Raw genomic sequence first — 15,616 nt, forward strand, 5'->3', positions numbered from 1 at the left:
ATCAGGGTTGCAACGTAGGGTCAATCGAGTACGGCGGTTCCTCTTCGAACGTCCTTGGCACTGCGGCATAGGACACCCTCGGAATACCCGGAAGACGCAGCTCCAGGATGCGAGCCAGAGACTCTCCGGGGTTTAAATAGATATCGCCAAAATCGGCGCCGATATGGGTTGGGTGGACGACAATTTCCAGCAATCCGTCGATCGGCATCGCCACGTTGCGCAGGTCTACCGGTGTGCATACGTACTCGGCGGTCGCTCCCGCCAGACGGTTCAAACGATGGTTGAGCAATGTCTTGAACACCCGCTTGGGCACACTCAGGTTATTCCCCAGATGGCGCGCCAGTCGCACGGGCACCCCTTGATAGGCGGCGAAGCGCGCGACGATTTCGCCGATGGGCCAGATGTTATGCACGTGCTGATGGGAATCGATGTGGCTTGGGAGAAGGCCGTTATCCAGGCAACGTTGCCATTGGGCCTGGAGTTCCTCCAGCACCGCTTCGCGATCCAGGCGGTTGAGCCAGAGGCTGTGGCGGGGCAGATCGAGATCGAACATGCCCTGGCTGTCACAGAACGTCGAACGCGAGAGAATCGAGGGACTCAACGGCCGGCCATAGGTGAGGTTGAAGTGCAACCCGATTCGCCCCTGGAGCAACGGTTGCCGGGCCAGGACGCAGGCCTCCTCGAACGCCGGCATATTGGCCATGGCGGTGGCGGAACTGATGACCCCAGCCTGGAAGGCGCCGAGGATCACCGCGTTTTCGCTCGGGCTGAGGCCGAAATCGTCAGCGTTGACTATGACTTGGCGAGGCATGTTTGCCCTCCCTGTTTTTTTCGGTGGGCGCAGGGCCTTTGTCGACACTGGCGGGTGCCGAAGGGGAGGCAGGAGCAGTGGAGGCCCGCCAGGCCTGCCACTTTTTCAACCATGGCTTGAATTGATGCCAGGCGCGCATGGTCAGCCCCAAGGCGAGGCCGCTGGGGCGCCAGGAGTAGAAGCTCCAGCGCCAGTGCTCAAGTTGCCCGGTCATGCGCTCCTGGAGTTGATGGCTAGAGTTCTTCAGGCTGACTCGCGATGCATCGATCCAGTGCCAGTTATCGTCCAGGCCCCAGCGAATCCACTCTTCGAGCAACACACGACCGCTGCCCAGATCGGCGTATTTGGGCAGGAACGCCAGGTTGTAGTCGTACAGCCGGCCCTGTTCCAGCAACCCTAGCCGGTAGCTGATGCAGCGTCCGTCCAGCTCCAGCAATACCACCCGCAGCAGCCCCTGTTTGGCAAGGGCGGTGAAGGCCAGATTGATCCATTGTCGGCTGCGGTTGCTGGTGAAAATCCCCACGCCTTCGACGCCTTTCCAGCTCTGCGCTTCGACGTCGCTGAGGGCCTGCAATAAAGGCCCGATGGTGGCTGCGTCAGGGGTAATGCGTCGGACCTGAGCGCCATGGGCCAGGATGCGTTTACGCGCCCGGCGCAGTTTGTAGCGCGGGTCGCCGGAAACTTCCTGGTGGTCGGCCTCGCTGATCAAATGCACCGGTACCCGGCAACTGATGCGACGCTCGCCGGTGGAGCTGTGGGCCATCCATGCGGTCAGCGTGCTTTCTTCGCCGATGGGTTCGGACAATTCGTTGAGTTGCAGCATCGCATGGGGCAAGTGACGGCGGATGATCACCAGCGCCTTGCGCATGCTATCGGCATCGAGGCAGGTGAGCAGGGCCAGCCGATCGGTGAGGGGATAACCGAGGTGATGCAAGACCCGAAATGGCAACTTTCCAAAGCGCTCCACGGACGCGACCAGCGGCAGGCACAAGGCCAATTCATCACCTTGCCAGCCCAGCAGAACGTGAAGGCGTTCCCCGGCGGTCAGTGCCTGTTCCGATGCGCACAGCCAGGCGAGGGTGTTGAACGGCGTATGGTCCGTCACGCGCCTGCGCAACCCCTCATAAGCAGCTGCCGGAAAGTCCGGGGCGCACAGCGAGGTGCGCCATTCGAATCGAGCCATCATATTTTCACGCCGCAGACTCAGGAACAGGTGAACGGGACGGTTTGCGTAGCGCATCCAGGCGTGAGTCGCTGTAACGGGTCTCATGGAAGAAACGCCAGCGACCGAATAATCGATAGACGTGCTGGATGCGTCCTTGCTCTTGATAGCCCATGCGAATGTGCAGTTTTAGCGCCGGTACGTTGCGAGCGTCGCAGACATCCACGACCGTGTGACAACCTTGGGCCTGCATGGCTTTCCAGAGTTGCAGTTGCAGGTCCACCGAGAGCGTGGTGCCCCAATAGGCACGAGCCAGTTCGCCGCCGAATTCGAAGAATTCGCCTTGCTTTACCGGGAACGTGCAGCCGTAGAAATGCCGGTCGTGGTAATCCCGGGTGCTGCCCCAGATGAAAGCCACCGCGTCGCCTTTGCCATCCAGATACATGTGCCCGGTGTAACCCTCGGTGGCCAGTTCTTCCATGATGTTGACCCGGTCGCCAAAGTGACGGGCAAAGGCTGCGGTGTTGTGCACGGTGATGGTCTTCAACTGTAGCGGTGGGTAAGGCTTGAGCTGATGGGGCGGGACCGGGCTGACCAGGTCACGCTTCATCCACAGAAGCTCCCAGTGAACGAACATGTAGCGCCTCCAAAGGAGCCGGACCGTTGCACGCAGGCCTTTTCGTTTGATGTGTTGGCGAAGTTTTTCCAAGGCATTCATATCATTGCCTCCTGACAGAGACCGGTCACCGCTGGCGTAGTGGAACGCGCGGTCGAGAGCGGCACGGTCGTGGTGATGCAAGTTGGCGGCGTTCATGAGGCGCTCCAGCTCAAGGCGAACAGGGTTTCACCCGGCAGGTCGAAGCTGACACGATCGTCGTGACAGGTGAACTGAGCGCTACGACTGCGGTTGTCGGCACCGAAATACACCAGCGCTCCCTTGGCCAGCGGACACGTCGCCCCGCCCAGATCGACACGCTGCAAGCGCACCCCCTTGTTGACCCCCAGTAAACTTCGCTGGCGTTCGGTGGCCATGGCTAGCACATCGACTTCGAAGGCGTCGTTGTCCAGGCGCATGACGTTTTTCAGCCAGTGCTGCTGGATGAATTGCTGGGCCAGGCCCACCGGCTTGAGTTCGAAACGATCGCCGCCCAGCACCCGCACCATGCCTTTGGGGTAGGTCGGTTCGTCGGCGGCCTGGAACCAGTTGAGCATGTCCAGCAACCCATCCTGCGCCGAATTGATGACCACCGAAGTCCACCACATCGAGGCAAAGTGGGTTTCCTGATCATAGGGGCTCAGGCTTGAACCGCTGGACAGGTTGGTCTGATCCAGCAGCAAGGCTTTGCGTGGCCGGCCTTTGGCATCAAGGCCCACCAGCTCGGCGGCACGGCGCACGCTGTCGCGGTAGACCCGCGTCGCCAACAGGTCGCGAATCATCCATTCGTGCCAGGCGAGAGCGTCGATCTGCTCACCGGATTCGGCCAGCAGGCGCCGCGCCCAATCGATCCCGCGCTTGTCGGCGGCGTTGTCGGCGAACGGGCCGTTGACGAAGCGCGACGTGGCGGGCATGGCGATGCGCACACCGGCCTTGGCGTTGGCCGGATCGCTGCGCACCTGCCGGGCCATGCTGTTGAAAATCGACTGGTAGTCGGCGTAGCTCGAGTAGTTGAGGTTCGGCTCGTCGGCGAACGCGATGTAGTGCGTACCGGTGCCGCCGAGGGCGCGAGTGGCGGCGAGCCAGGCATCGAGGCCGGCGTTGCTTTGAGTGTCGGCGCGCAAATCCGCCTGACGCTGGCTGCCGGCCAACAGCGTGAGGTCCTGGGTGATGCCGAAGCGGTTCTGATAGAGCTGACGGAACGCATCTTCGTGGTGCGGATTCTGCGCGGTGACGTCAACGAAACTGTAATAGGTGCCCGCCTGAGGCTTGAGGGCATCGAGCACCGCGAAACTGGATTGAGGGGGCAGCACGTAGGGCAAATAAATGCCCAGGTTCGGGGTCGGGCCGAGCATTTCTTTGTGCAGGGTCAAGCGGGTCTGGCCATCGTCTTCGCGCAGCGGTTTGAGCTGCTGCGGTTTCTGCGCAAACAGATTTGCCGTGCCATCGAGCCAGAACGCGACCTTGCCGCTGCCTTGCAGGCGCAGGCGCCAGACCTGTTCGTCCTGAGTGACGGGCAATGCCACCTGATCGAACTGCCAATAGGCGCGATGGGGTTTTAGCGCCAGGGACAACTGTTTGTTGTCGCCCACGCGCTGGGCCTGCAGGGCGTTGATCCCACCGTGAAATTTGCCGGCCAGTACCGCGTGTTCCCCCGGCGCGACCTTGAAATACAGCTCATCGCCGCCGCGGGTTTCGGCACTGAAATGCACCTTGGCCGGGGCGAACAATGCCACGGTGTGTTCGTCGTGTTCGATGGTGTAGCGGCGGAAACTGTAGCCCGGGATTTCCAGTCGATAACTGGCTGCACTCGGTGCCAGTGGCCAACTGTGCTTGCCTCGGGTTTCACTGGCGGCAATCAGGCGTTCGCCCTTGAGGTTGCCGTTGCCGTCGAGCAGGTACAGGCGTTCTTCGTTGGCATCGGCCTGCCACGCCGGAGCCCAGCGAACAGTCAGCGTGTCAGGGCGATCTGTTTGCAGGTACAGGCTGCCGTCGCGAATATCAGCCCAGCGCATGGGCGCCGCCTGGGCGCTCAAACCGAGGCCCAGGCTCAACAGCAGCATGAGGCGTTTCATGCCGATTTCCGTTGCAGCATCTGAAGCATCGGCGCCACATCGCTGGGCAGGATGATCAGGGTTTGCCAGACCGGTACGCCGCTCAATCGGCAATACATCACCAGCAGCGCGAGGGTGACCGCCAGGTAGGCGATGGACGATGCCGTCGCGGCGCCGACGATGCCGTAAATCGGGATCAGCAACAGGTTCAGGGCCAGGTTCAGCAACGCGCCCAGGCCCATCAACAGCGAAATCGTGCCGGGGCGGTTTTTGCCCAGCAAGTCCAGGCGCAGGATGCTCGCATAGCAAAGGCCGAGCAGCCCCGGCAGCAGCGCCAGCAACGCCGGGTAGGCTGGCTGATAGGCAATGCCGAACAGCGTGACGATCAGCCATTCACCGATCACCGCCATGGTCAGGCAGGCACCGAGCATCACCGTGGCAGTCAGGCGTAGCGCCAACGGCGTCAGGCGATCCATGCCTTCGTCCTGTTGCAGCAGGCGTTTCATCAGCGGCGTGGTCACCGCCTCCGGGACGATCAGCAGCAACTCGGCGGCGGCGCTGGCCATGGCGTAATGCCCCAACGCGGTGCTGCCGAGCAGGGCGCCGATGAACAGGTAATCGGAGCGCAGAATCACTTGCTGGAACAGCAGGTCCGGATGGCTGCGAGCGCTGTAGCGCCACAGTTCGTTCTGGCTGGCACGGTCCCATTGCAATTTCAAGGGCTGAGCGCGCCTGAGCCAGAACCACCCGGCCAGCACCACCAGGCTGAGGCCGGCCAGCCAACTGATCAGCGCCGCTTCCAGGGCTGCGTCTTTCCACATCCAGAACAAAGCCAGAAACAGCAGCAGTGGCGCCAGGGATTCGACCAGCCGCAAGATATTGAACGCCACCACACCGCCCGACGCATTGTGCAAGGTCAGCAGGCCGCTCTTGAGCACGGTCAGCGGTACCGCCAGCAGCAACAGCCAGGCGAGCAGTCCCAGTTGCGTGGTGATGTCGAGTTCACCACCGAACTCGCGCACCAGCGCCACCACCAGCAACGTCAGCAAACCCGCCAGCAGGCAACCGAACACCAATACCTGGCTCAGCAACAATCCCATGGACCGTTGCTTGGCTGCCTGATACCCCACCGCCGAATTCAGCCCGCCGCTGGTGGCGGCGCTGATCAAGTCGGGCAAGGTACTGAGTAACGCAAACAGACCGCGCTCGCTGGGCCCCAGAATCCGCGCCAGCAATACATTGCGCAGCAGCCGCAGGCCGATCATCGCCAATTTGGTGCCCATGCTCAGGGCCAGATGTTTGAGATAGCGATTGCGACTCATGGCCGGGCTCCGCGGTAGATGCGCCAGGACAGCAACTCCGGATTGCGCGCCGTGCGATGGCTGATGCCGATTCGCGGCAAGGCCAATGGATCGCTGATACCCCGATAAATCCCGAGCTCGGTGCCCAGGGCAAACGGGAAATCGTGGTCCGCCACGTGTTCGCGCACCCGCGCATCATGGTTGCCATTGGGGTAGCAGTAGACCGGCAGCGGCCGGTTGCAACCGTTGAGCAAGGCATTGCGGCTGCGGCTCAGTTCTTCATCCAGACGTTGATCGTCCAGGTCGGTGAGAATCGCGTGGCTGGCGCCGTGCGGACCGAAGCGGATCAACCCGCTGGCTTCCAGCGCGCGTACCTGATGCCAGTCCAGGGCCTGGGGCAACGACTCTTCAGGGCATTGCTCGGTGAGTCGATTCAGTTCCCCCGACGGCAGGTTTTTCAGGCTGTGCAGAAAATGCAAAAGCGCCAGGCTACGGCGCTGCACATTCAGATCATCGAGCAGCACCGGTAACGGTCGTCCGATCTTTTGCAGGCAATCGATCAAATGCGTCCGGGCTTTTTCACCGTGGCTGTGCCACAGGGTTTCCCCCAGGCTTTCCCACCAGAAGCGTTGTCGGCTGCCGATGAAATCGGTGGAGAGAAAAATGCTCGCCGGCACCTGATACTTTTTCAGCAACGGGAAGGCATTCAGCGCGTTGTCGCGCCAGCCGTCGTCGAAGGTCAGCGCGATTTTTGGTCGTCCGGTTCTGATGGCGCCCGGTTGCAAGATATCCATCAGTGGCACGCAATCGAAGTTCTTTTTCAACCAGGCGAGCAGATGTTCGAATGCCTTCGGCCCCACGCACAGTTCATTGCGATGGGGCAGGTCGGCGGCACGGTCATTGGCCAGCACCCGATGCAGCATCAGGATCACCCCGGCACCGTGCAGTTGGTGACGGCCTACGGGCGAGTTGAGATAAAGCCAGCCGCTGGTGCGTTTTAATAGTTGTTTGATCGCCATGGCACGGTCCTTTCAACGATTTTGCTCGGGGTTCCATTGCGCGTACCGCTGGCCGCGCAAGAACTGCCAAAGACCGATACTCATCCCGGCCAGGGTCACCAGAACAAACGCGGCGAGGCGAAAGGGTTTGGGCAAACGGTGTTGCACATCCAGCAGGCCGACGATGGCCATCGCGTAACCGAGCAGCTGCGCGATCAGGCTCAGGCGATAGAAGCCATGAACATTCCACAGCCAGACATTGCTCAGCAGCAACGGCACCAACAGAATCGGCGCCAGGCGTCGAATCAGCTTGTGGCTGATCAGTGCAATCGCATACAGGCCATACCGCCAAGGGTTCAGCAGCTCCCGACGCTGGGCCAGGCTTTGCAGACCGCCGACGGTGACGCGCTGGCGACGGCGCCATTGCTTGGCGATTTCGTCGACGCCCTGGTCGCTCACTTGGGCTTGGGGCACATAGACAATGCGTTTGAACGCCACCGGTGCGCAGGTGCTGATAAAGAAGTCATCATTGACCTCCGCCGGCACCTGCTGGAACAACTCGCGGCGCAGGGCCAGCAGGGCGCCGTCGGCGGAAACCATGCAGCCGGTGCGATTTTCCACCCTGCGCAACCAGCCTTCGTAATGCCGATAAAGGCTATCGCCCAGGCTCAGGCCCTTGCCCGGCACCGGGATCAGCATGTGCCCGGCACAGGCGCCGACCTGTGGATCGGCCAGGGGGGCGAGCAATTGGCCGAGGGTGTCGGTCGACCATTGGTTGTCGGCATCGGTGAACACCAGAACCTCACCCGTGCTCAGAGCGACGCCGGCATTCAAGGTGGCTGCCTTACCCTGACGAGGCAGGTCGAGCACGCTGATGCGCGGGTCGATGACCTTATGGGCGCAGGCCACGGTGTCGTCGGTGGAGCCGTCGCTGGCCAGAATGATCTGTAGCGAGCGCGCCTGATAATCCTGGGCGAGCAGGATGCGTAATTTCTCTTCGATATGCCGGGCCTCGTTATGCGCGGCGATGATGATGCTCACGTTCATCGGTGGGGCTGGCGCATGACGTCGCGCGCGGAACAACGGCGCGATCAGTGTCAGCAGCAGCGGGTAGCCCAGCCAGGCATACACCGGCAATAACAGGCACAACCAGAAAATGAATTCAGCCACGGGCCGGCCTCCTGGCATTCCAATGACACAGGCTCAAAATGAGCGCGGCACCGGCCAGGTGCAGGCGCACCCAGTGCAGGCCCCACAGTTGCAGCATCAGGCCTATGTCATGGTGTTTCAGGCTTTGGCGCAGGCTCAACACCAGCGCTGGCAGGCTGGTGATGAATACGATGAACAACGCCGCTTTGGGAAAACCATTGAGCAGGGCAGACAGAGCGATGAAATCCAGTGCCCAGACGCCCATCGAAAAGACCGGGAATCGCAGCAAGCGCAGGCTCATCCCTTGGGTACGCAGCAGTTGCAAGTGACTGCCCTGGCGCCACAACTCCTTGCCCATCCATTCACGCCAACTGCCTTCGTAACCCCAATGCAAGGCGACGCTTTGGTTGACCGCGAGCAATCGCGCGCCGGCTTCGCTCAGGCGCAAGGTGAACGCTTTGTCTTCGCCGGTGCGCAGGGTTTCGTCGAAGCCGCCGACTTTGTCGAACCAGCTGCGACGCATCAGCAGGTTGGCGCTGGGCAGCCATTGCACCGGGTGCAAGGCGTGACTGGTGGGGCGGGCCATGCGGCGTTGCCAGGCCGTGGCAAACCATGGCGCCTGGATAGGGGTGTGCAAGTCCAGGGCGAGGACATCGGCCTGGCCGCCGGACTCGAGTTCGAAAAGCCGCGTCAACCAATCCTCGGGCATCTCGATATCGGCATCGATGAAGCCCAGCCACTCACCCGTTGCCACCGCCGCCCCGCGATTGCGCAAGGCGCCGATCAGCAAGCCGGGCAGCACCAGCACTTGCGCACCGAATTGGCGAGCGATGTGCGGGCCCTGATCGTCGGAGCCGTTATCGACCAAAATCAACTCGCATTCCAGCCTCGCCGCCTCGACGGCTTTTTTCGCGGCAAGCAATGTACGGCCGATGTGTCGGGCCTCGTTGTACATCGGGATGACGAGGCTGATGCGGCTCATGCGCTGGCCTCCGTCGGCGGACGTTCTTCAGCCTTCAAGCGCAACACGAACGTCAGCGCGAGCATGATCCACAGGTATTTGTGATTCGGTGCGCTGAGGAACATCAAGAACAGCAGCAACGACACATAGCTCATGCTCAGGTGCGTGATCAGGTCGGCCTGTTCCCAATTTCGTCGCAGCATCCAGGCGTGACGGGCGCGGACCAGGTTGTACATCCCCAGGCCCAGCATGCCGACGAACAACAGGCCGGCGGGAATCCCCACTTCGCTGAAGATTTCCAGGTAAGTATTGTGCGCGCGGCGGTACAGGTCGCCGGGCTTGCGGTTGGCGGAAAACACCTTGGCGTAACCGCTGGTGGCGTAGTGCAGCGGGAAGGTGCCGGGACCGGAACCGAGTAACGGGTGCTCCTGGATGATCTGGCTGCCGACCACGATGTACGACGCGCGACGGCCGAGGGATTCGTCCTGGCTCTTGGCACCGGCCTTCAAGATGCTCAAGGACTGGATGCGCGCGATGTAACCGGCCGGCATCGAGTAAATCGCCAGCGGGATGACGAGCGCAAGGCCAAGCATGGCAAAACCCAAGTGACGCGGACGGATGCGCGGCAGCTGTGCACGGTAGTGCCAGGCGCCGATCATCAAGCTGAGAAAAAGTACCACCAGCCCGGAACGGGAATCGGTCTTGGTCATGCCGCCCAGCAGCAAAATGCAGCAAGCGCCCCAGAACAATCGGTGCAACAGGTTCGGGCCGCGGATCACCAGCAACAGCGCCAATGGCACGGCGAAAGCGATCAGCAGGGCAAACGAGTTCGGGTCTTCCAGCAGTCCTGCAGCGCGGCCCTGGTCCTGATACTTGGTGGAGAACATGGCCAGCGCGCTGGTCGCGCTGACGCTGAGGGTCACCAGCCGGGCGAACATATCGAGGTTCAACTCACGGCCGATCAGCAAGGTGATCACAAACAGCACCAGGCCGACGCTCAGGTCCCGCAGATGACTCTGGGACATGTCCAGGTTATCGGTATTGATCATGCTCAGCAGGTACAACACCATGAACCAGATCAGGAAGCGCCAGATGTTGCTGCGCAGGCGCTCGGACGGAATCTGGTGGATAGCCAGTTGCAACATCACGATCAGCGCCAGTGACGCGCCGATGAATTTGGTGCCCGATAGCGCGCTGCCCTTGAAGAAACCTTCGAACGGCACCAGCGCCGCAATGCCCAACAAACCCCAGGCAGGTTTTCGGTACAGCACCGCGATAGCCACCAGGCCCAGTACGGCGCCTGGCGCCAGATAGGGATAAGGGCTGGCCAGCAAACCAAGGCAGACCAGGGCGAGCAGACTGACGATCGAGAGCGGAAAGATCACGCGCGTGCCTCCCGTGCAGTACGGATATAAAGCTGCGACCAGCGTTCGGCCAAGGCCTTCAGGTCGTAACGGTCCAATTGCGTACGTCTTGCGTTGTCGATCAATTCGCGAGCCAGGGCCGGCTCATTCAGCAGCGTAGCGATCTGCCGGGCGAGAGCGGTGGTGTCAGTGGGTGTCGCCAGCAGGCCGTTGTGCCGGTCCTCCAGCACATCGGGAATCCCGCCGACGCTGAACGCCACCACCGGCACTCCGGCTTGCATCGCCTCCAGTAAAATCATCGGCGTGCCCTCGGTGCGCGAGCTGATCACCAGCGCATCGAGTTGCTGCCACCACCGGTTCATGTCGGTTTGATAACCCGGCAAGGTGATGCGTTCGTGCAAGCCGGCAGCGGCAATCCGCGCCAGCAGGGTTTCCTGTTCCGGGCCATCGCCGAGCATCACGGCGTCCAGTTGCGGATGTTGCTGACAGAGTGGAATCAGGGCATCGAGAAACAGGTCCGGGCCTTTCTCATTGCTCAGCCGACCGACGTAACCCGCCAGCCAGCGCGGGTGCGTGGCAGTGTGCGGTAAAAGGCCGTTGGCTTTTGGCAGACCATTGGGAATCACTTGCAGTTTCTCCGTCCGGACACAGGCCTTGCGGTGCAGCACGGCGATGCTTTCGGCCACGCAAACCACGCGGTCCACCGACGCCGTGCGACACAATTGCAAACTCAGCCAGCCATAAACGCGTTGCTTGCGACTGCGCGGGGTGAAACCGTGTTGCGTAATCACCAACGGCAAGTCCAACAACGTGGCGGCCACCCAGCCAAATAGCAGCCCCTTGAAATTGTGCGTGTTGATCAGCGGCTGTTCAGCCCGCCGCTGACGTAAATGACGCAGCAATTCCCTCAAACCCGTGAAGCTGCGGCAGTCGACCCCAGCCCCGCGAAATCGCGCGATCAGCGCTGGCGGCGCATCGAGAAACAGCACTTGGTGCTGCCCCTGCGTCGCCAGGCAATGGTCCAGCAGCATCCGCTCAGCCCCATAGAAGCCGCCGCTGCTGATCAAATGCATGATCGGCAGGGCGCTGGCGCTGAGCGGCCCGTTCAATGGCGCACCCAATGCACGAAGCTATCCACGGTCCAGTTTTTGTGCGGGTTGTTCGGCGTGACGTCTTGCTCGTTGATCACCAACAGCACCGGCAAGCCCAGTTCATGGGTGATTTGTGCTGGGTGTTTGAAGCGGTGATCGAAGAACTCACGCACGTAGACGAAGGCAATCGCCAGCAGCAAACCGGTCAGCATTCCGAACGGAATGATCAGCATCGGCTTGGGAAACGCCGCATCGGCCGGTTCGTAGGGCGGGCTGAGTACCCGGGCGTTGGACATATCGTTGTCCAGCGAGCGGGAGGTGCTGCTTTCGGCAAAACGCTGGGCATAGGTGGAGAACGCTGCGTGCAAGGCATTGATCTCGGTGTCCATTTGCGCCAGTTTGCTTTGAGCCACTTGCAACTGATGGATGCGCTCCTTGAAGTCGGCGATGCGCGCGGTTTTCTGCTTGATCACCGAGCTGACAATCGCCAGGTCGTTGGTGCGCTCCTGAATCCGGTTGCTGACGATTTTCAGGAACTGCTGACGGGTGCGGGAAATCTGCTCACGGGTCAGCAGCATCGGTTCACTGCCCGGCTGGAAAACCGCCAGGTCGTTCATGTAGCGGCTGACCTGAGTGGTCAGTTGTTCACCGAGCTGTCTGATCTCCCGGTCTTCGAACGCAATATTGTCCACCGTGGTGGTGAAGGTGAAGGGGAAGGTGTACTCGCTGAGCCGGGACGTATTGGTGGCAGACGTCAGGGCGGTTTTCAGGTAGTCGAGCCAGCGCTGGCTTTGCAGCAGGCGATCCTGATAAAGGTTCAGGGCCTGTTCCTCGGTGTTGATGGCATTGAGGCGGAAGGTGATTTCTTCCTTCGGATCGGATGAAGCCACGCCTTCGAGCAACGCCAGCCGCGTGCCTTCCAAGCCATCGAGGCGTACCTGATATTGCTTCTTCTTGGTTTCGTAGAAGCTCTGCGGCAGGTCGATCGATTGCAGTTCCTGACGGCTGGTCAGGTAATTTTGCAGCAGGGCCGCGACAAACCGGGTGCCCTGGGCCGGATCTCCAAAGCTGTAGACAATGGAGATCACGTTGGAACCCGGTAGCGTTTCGATCGTCAGGTTTTCGATGGCTTGCTGGGTGAAGACATCCAGGTCGGTATCGCGCACGGGATCGGTCTCAAGCCCGAATGCATCGCGCACCGGATTGACCACGTATTCACGCAAGGGGGTGGTCACAAAGCGCTTGAACGGTTCGGTCACCAGTTTGCTGAAAATCCCGGGGTTGGGCGCGTACTCGCCTTTGGCCCGCAGGTCGCTGATGGTCTGACGGATCAGGGCCGGCGAACGCAGGATATTGCTCTCGGTTTCCATGTCTGCCAGTGACGGCGGAATGAACGAGGCATCGCCTTGGGTCAGGGACGTGGTGGCGTCTCCCTGGGAGAGTTTTTTGGATTGCACGATCACCTGCGCGGTGATGTCGAAGCTCTGTTTGAGCATCAGCGGCAAGATCAGGGCGATCACTGCAAAGATCAGGAAGACGCGTTTCACCAACTGCTTGTTGGCGAAAAAAATCCTGAAGAACTCATGCAGGTAGTTTTCCTTTGGGTTCATGGTCGGTCACCTGAGCGTTAGTTGTCGCTGTCTTTGTTGTCGACGCGGTAGGCGAATCCGAAGCCCACCCCCTGGAACAACACCACGTCCGCCAATTGCCGCGCGAGCTCACCGGCGCTGGCCAGTTTGGTCTTGGGCACGTAGAGCATGTCGTCCGGTTGCAGGTAAGCAATCTGCGACGCATCACCGGACAAGGCTTTTTCAACGTCGTAATGCACGGCCTGCACATGGTTGCCGGTGCGGCGCATGATCACTACCGAATCGAGCCGCGCCTTGACGTTAGTGCCACGGGCCAGGGTCAAGGCTTCGAGTACCGAGACCGGCCGGCGAATCGGGTAGGAGCCCGGTTGCGCGACTTCACCCAGCACATAGATTTCGTTACCCGACGTGGATTTGAGCATGACGTCGACCTTCATCCGCCCCGGCAATTGCGCGTAGCGTTGATTGAGGAAGGTTTCCAGTTGGTTGACCGTCATGCCTTGCAGCGGCACGGAGCCGATTTCCGGGAAACTCGCATAGCCGTCGTTGCCCACAACGATCTCCCGGCTCATGCCGGTAGCGGGGTGGTTCAGGTTGCTCTTGAGGTTTTGCTCGTCACTCAGCGGGCTGGTCACCAGCACCGTCACCTGATTGCGATTGGGCTGAAACAGGGATTTGCGCTCATAGGCACGCTGGATCTCCTGCCGCGCTTCGACAGCGGTCAGCCCGGCAATTTTCACCGAGGTATTGGCCCCCGGCAGTTCGATGGTGCCGTCGGGCAGCACCCGTTGAGTGCCGTTGAGCTGGCTGGCCGCGGTGAAGTTCAGGGCGACCTGGTCACCGGACTGAATGCGGTAAGCGCCCGAGCTACTGGTGCTGATGTGAAAGATCACATCCAGCACGTCCTTGGGCCGCAGGGTCTGTTCGACCTTGGGCATGTCAGTGGCCTGGGCATTGGCCGGCTCGGCCGTGAGGATCTGCACCGGCATTTGCTGGGTTTCACTGGTGCTGGAGCAACCTGCAAGCGGTAGCAACAGCAGGAGAAGCATTTTGGCGTTCATGGCGTCATCCTTTTCTGCGGTTGCTTACAGGTTTTTGTAAAGCCATTTGGGCATGTAGTACTTGCGCCGGTTGAAGACGCTGCCCACCAGTTTTGCGCCCGCCTGAGTCAGGCGCTGGGCGGCGGCCTGGGCCACCTCCCAACGCGTGTCTTCGGCGCGCACCACCATGATCACGCCGTCCACCAAGGTGCTGATGACCAAGGTGTCGGCGGCCGAATACACCGCGTCGCCGTCGATCACCACGAAGCGATAGCGATCGCCCAACTGGTTGAGCAACGGCGCCAGTTGTTCGGTGGTCAGGTGCTCGGCGCCGCGAATGTGCCGCCCGTTCGGCAGGATGTGGAAGGGCAGGCTGGAGACGTTCACCAGGCAGTCCTGCAGCAGTGGCGGGGAGGCGTTGAACAGCAGGTCGCGAAAGCCGCGTTCTTTGGTCAGCCCCAGCTGTTGCGTGAGGTTGCTCTCCGATTGGCTGGCGTCCACCAGCAGCACTTGGCCGCTGCTCATCGACGCCAGTTGGCTGGCCAGCGCCAGGGCGCTGGTGGTGGTGCCGGCGCCTGTGTTGGCGGCGGTCAGAAAAAGGATCCGCAGATCCAGGTCGAGCACGGTCGAGGTCAGGTTGGACTCGCTCGGGCTGGCGATGGTCAGGCTTTTATTCGATGAACCGTCCATTTAACTCGCTCCGTGGCCGCTGAATACTTTGAAGGGGGTTTTCAACAGGATCTTCAGATCAAGCAAAAGGCTCTGCTCGGCGATATAGCTGAGGTCCAACTCAACGCGCTGGTCGAAGTCGATATTGCTGCGCCCGGATATCTGCCACAGGCCGGTCATGCCGGGGTAGATGCTCAGGCGTGCAAGGTGGCTGTCTTTGTAGCGATAAGCGTTGAACGAGGTCGGTCGTGGACCGACCAGGCGCATGTCGCCGCTGACCACATTGATCAGGTTGGGCAACTCATCAAGGCTGCTGCGCCGCAAGAAGCTGCCGATAGGGGTAATCCGCGGGTCATTGTCGATCTTGAAATCGATGGCATCGGCGCCGTGCTTGTTCAGATGCCGCAAGGATTCCTTGAGCTCTTCAGCGTTGGTCACCATGGTGCGGAACTTGTACATGCCGAACAGACGGCCGCGGTAACCGGTGCGCTTCTGCACGAACATCACCGGCCCCGGGCTGCTGAACTTGATCACCAGCGCCAGGCCTAGCAGCACAGGGGACAGCAGCAGCAGAATCACCAGCGCGCCAAGGCATGCAACCACTCGGTTGGTGCGTGACAGCGTCCAGGGCCGACCACCGTCACGGCCGGTCATCCAGCCGCGGCCCTGCATGTGGATCGCCGTGTCCAGGCGCATTCGATGTTCGGGGTCCAGGCGTTTGTCACGCTGCATGTGATTGAGCAACACGCCTTTTTCATGTCCAGTCATAGAG

At 61.1% G+C, this 15,616-nt stretch carries 14 protein-coding genes; all 14 read right to left on the bottom strand.

What is annotated here, in order from left to right; genetic code table 11:
- Position 1: 1 nt before the first annotated feature.
- The gene (locus ABH909_RS14685) at positions 2–811 is read right to left on the bottom strand and encodes a ChbG/HpnK family deacetylase (RefSeq protein WP_429434258.1); all 810 of its coding nucleotides are present in this window, start codon (positions 809–811) and stop codon (positions 2–4) included.
- Positions 783–1,997 (bottom strand): GNAT family N-acetyltransferase, encoded by a 1,215-nt coding sequence (locus tag ABH909_RS14690; protein WP_429434261.1) that lies wholly within the window; start codon positions 1,995–1,997, stop codon positions 783–785. The genes ABH909_RS14685 and ABH909_RS14690 overlap by 29 nt, the downstream gene beginning before the upstream one ends.
- A 4-nt stretch (positions 1,998–2,001) precedes the next feature.
- Positions 2,002–2,691 (bottom strand): N-acetyltransferase family protein, encoded by a 690-nt coding sequence (locus ABH909_RS14695; RefSeq protein WP_429439903.1) that lies wholly within the window; start codon positions 2,689–2,691, stop codon positions 2,002–2,004.
- A gap of 92 nt (positions 2,692–2,783) precedes the next feature.
- Positions 2,784–4,703: a hypothetical protein gene (locus ABH909_RS14700; protein WP_429434264.1), complete on the bottom strand. Its 1,920-nt coding sequence runs from the start codon at positions 4,701–4,703 to the stop codon at positions 2,784–2,786.
- Entirely contained in the window at positions 4,700–6,004 is a 1,305-nt protein-coding gene (locus tag ABH909_RS14705) for a lipopolysaccharide biosynthesis protein (protein ID WP_429434267.1), read from the bottom strand. Before ABH909_RS14705 ends, ABH909_RS14700 begins: the two co-directional genes overlap by 4 nt.
- On the bottom strand, positions 6,001–7,002 hold the full coding sequence (locus ABH909_RS14710; protein ID WP_429434269.1) for a polysaccharide deacetylase family protein: 1,002 nt from the start codon (positions 7,000–7,002) through the stop codon (positions 6,001–6,003). Before ABH909_RS14710 ends, ABH909_RS14705 begins: the two co-directional genes overlap by 4 nt.
- A gap of 12 nt (positions 7,003–7,014) precedes the next feature.
- Entirely contained in the window at positions 7,015–8,151 is a 1,137-nt protein-coding gene (locus ABH909_RS14715) for a glycosyltransferase (RefSeq protein ID WP_429434271.1), read from the bottom strand.
- The gene (locus ABH909_RS14720) at positions 8,144–9,112 is read right to left on the bottom strand and encodes a glycosyltransferase (RefSeq protein WP_429434273.1); all 969 of its coding nucleotides are present in this window, start codon (positions 9,110–9,112) and stop codon (positions 8,144–8,146) included. Before ABH909_RS14720 ends, ABH909_RS14715 begins: the two co-directional genes overlap by 8 nt.
- The gene (locus ABH909_RS14725) at positions 9,109–10,476 is read right to left on the bottom strand and encodes an O-antigen ligase family protein (protein ID WP_429434275.1); all 1,368 of its coding nucleotides are present in this window, start codon (positions 10,474–10,476) and stop codon (positions 9,109–9,111) included. The genes ABH909_RS14720 and ABH909_RS14725 overlap by 4 nt, the downstream gene beginning before the upstream one ends.
- Positions 10,473–11,528: a glycosyltransferase family 4 protein gene (locus ABH909_RS14730; RefSeq protein WP_429439906.1), complete on the bottom strand. Its 1,056-nt coding sequence runs from the start codon at positions 11,526–11,528 to the stop codon at positions 10,473–10,475. The genes ABH909_RS14725 and ABH909_RS14730 overlap by 4 nt, the downstream gene beginning before the upstream one ends.
- Positions 11,529–11,560: 32 nt before the next feature.
- Positions 11,561–13,156: a GumC family protein gene (locus ABH909_RS14735; protein WP_429434277.1), complete on the bottom strand. Its 1,596-nt coding sequence runs from the start codon at positions 13,154–13,156 to the stop codon at positions 11,561–11,563.
- A 17-nt stretch (positions 13,157–13,173) separates the two neighbouring features.
- Positions 13,174–14,196 carry a polysaccharide biosynthesis/export family protein gene (locus ABH909_RS14740; RefSeq protein ID WP_123497615.1) on the bottom strand — a complete coding sequence of 341 codons (1,023 nt, stop codon included), beginning with the start codon at positions 14,194–14,196 and terminating at the stop codon, positions 13,174–13,176.
- 24 nt (positions 14,197–14,220) lie between these two features.
- Positions 14,221–14,865 (bottom strand): CpsD/CapB family tyrosine-protein kinase, encoded by a 645-nt coding sequence (locus tag ABH909_RS14745; protein WP_429434279.1) that lies wholly within the window; start codon positions 14,863–14,865, stop codon positions 14,221–14,223.
- On the bottom strand, positions 14,866–15,612 hold the full coding sequence (locus ABH909_RS14750; RefSeq protein WP_007900704.1) for a sugar transferase: 747 nt from the start codon (positions 15,610–15,612) through the stop codon (positions 14,866–14,868).
- Positions 15,613–15,616: the final 4 nt, after the last annotated feature.

The organism is Pseudomonas sp. BS3782 TE3695 (genome assembly GCF_050435305.1).
Classification (GTDB): Bacteria; Pseudomonadota; Gammaproteobacteria; order Pseudomonadales; family Pseudomonadaceae; genus Aquipseudomonas.

What these genes read in the sequence shown, in the direction of transcription:
- ABH909_RS14690 (WP_429434261.1), bottom strand. Translation starts at nt 1,997, where the DNA reads ATGATGGCTCGATTCGAATGGCGCACCTCGCTGTGCGCCCCGGACTTT.
- ABH909_RS14740 (WP_123497615.1), bottom strand. Translation starts at nt 14,196, where the DNA reads ATGAACGCCAAAATGCTTCTCCTGCTGTTGCTACCGCTTGCAGGTTGC.
- ABH909_RS14730 (WP_429439906.1), bottom strand. Translation starts at nt 11,528, where the DNA reads ATGCATTTGATCAGCAGCGGCGGCTTCTATGGGGCTGAGCGGATGCTG.
- ABH909_RS14705 (WP_429434267.1), bottom strand. Translation starts at nt 6,004, where the DNA reads ATGAGTCGCAATCGCTATCTCAAACATCTGGCCCTGAGCATGGGCACC.
- ABH909_RS14750 (WP_007900704.1), bottom strand. Translation starts at nt 15,612, where the DNA reads ATGACTGGACATGAAAAAGGCGTGTTGCTCAATCACATGCAGCGTGAC.
- ABH909_RS14720 (WP_429434273.1), bottom strand. Translation starts at nt 9,112, where the DNA reads ATGAGCCGCATCAGCCTCGTCATCCCGATGTACAACGAGGCCCGACAC.
- ABH909_RS14685 (WP_429434258.1), bottom strand. Translation starts at nt 811, where the DNA reads ATGCCTCGCCAAGTCATAGTCAACGCTGACGATTTCGGCCTCAGCCCG.
- ABH909_RS14710 (WP_429434269.1), bottom strand. Translation starts at nt 7,002, where the DNA reads ATGGCGATCAAACAACTATTAAAACGCACCAGCGGCTGGCTTTATCTC.
- ABH909_RS14745 (WP_429434279.1), bottom strand. Translation starts at nt 14,865, where the DNA reads ATGGACGGTTCATCGAATAAAAGCCTGACCATCGCCAGCCCGAGCGAG.
- ABH909_RS14735 (WP_429434277.1), bottom strand. Translation starts at nt 13,156, where the DNA reads ATGAACCCAAAGGAAAACTACCTGCATGAGTTCTTCAGGATTTTTTTC.
- ABH909_RS14695 (WP_429439903.1), bottom strand. Translation starts at nt 2,691, where the DNA reads ATGAATGCCTTGGAAAAACTTCGCCAACACATCAAACGAAAAGGCCTG.
- ABH909_RS14700 (WP_429434264.1), bottom strand. Translation starts at nt 4,703, where the DNA reads ATGAAACGCCTCATGCTGCTGTTGAGCCTGGGCCTCGGTTTGAGCGCC.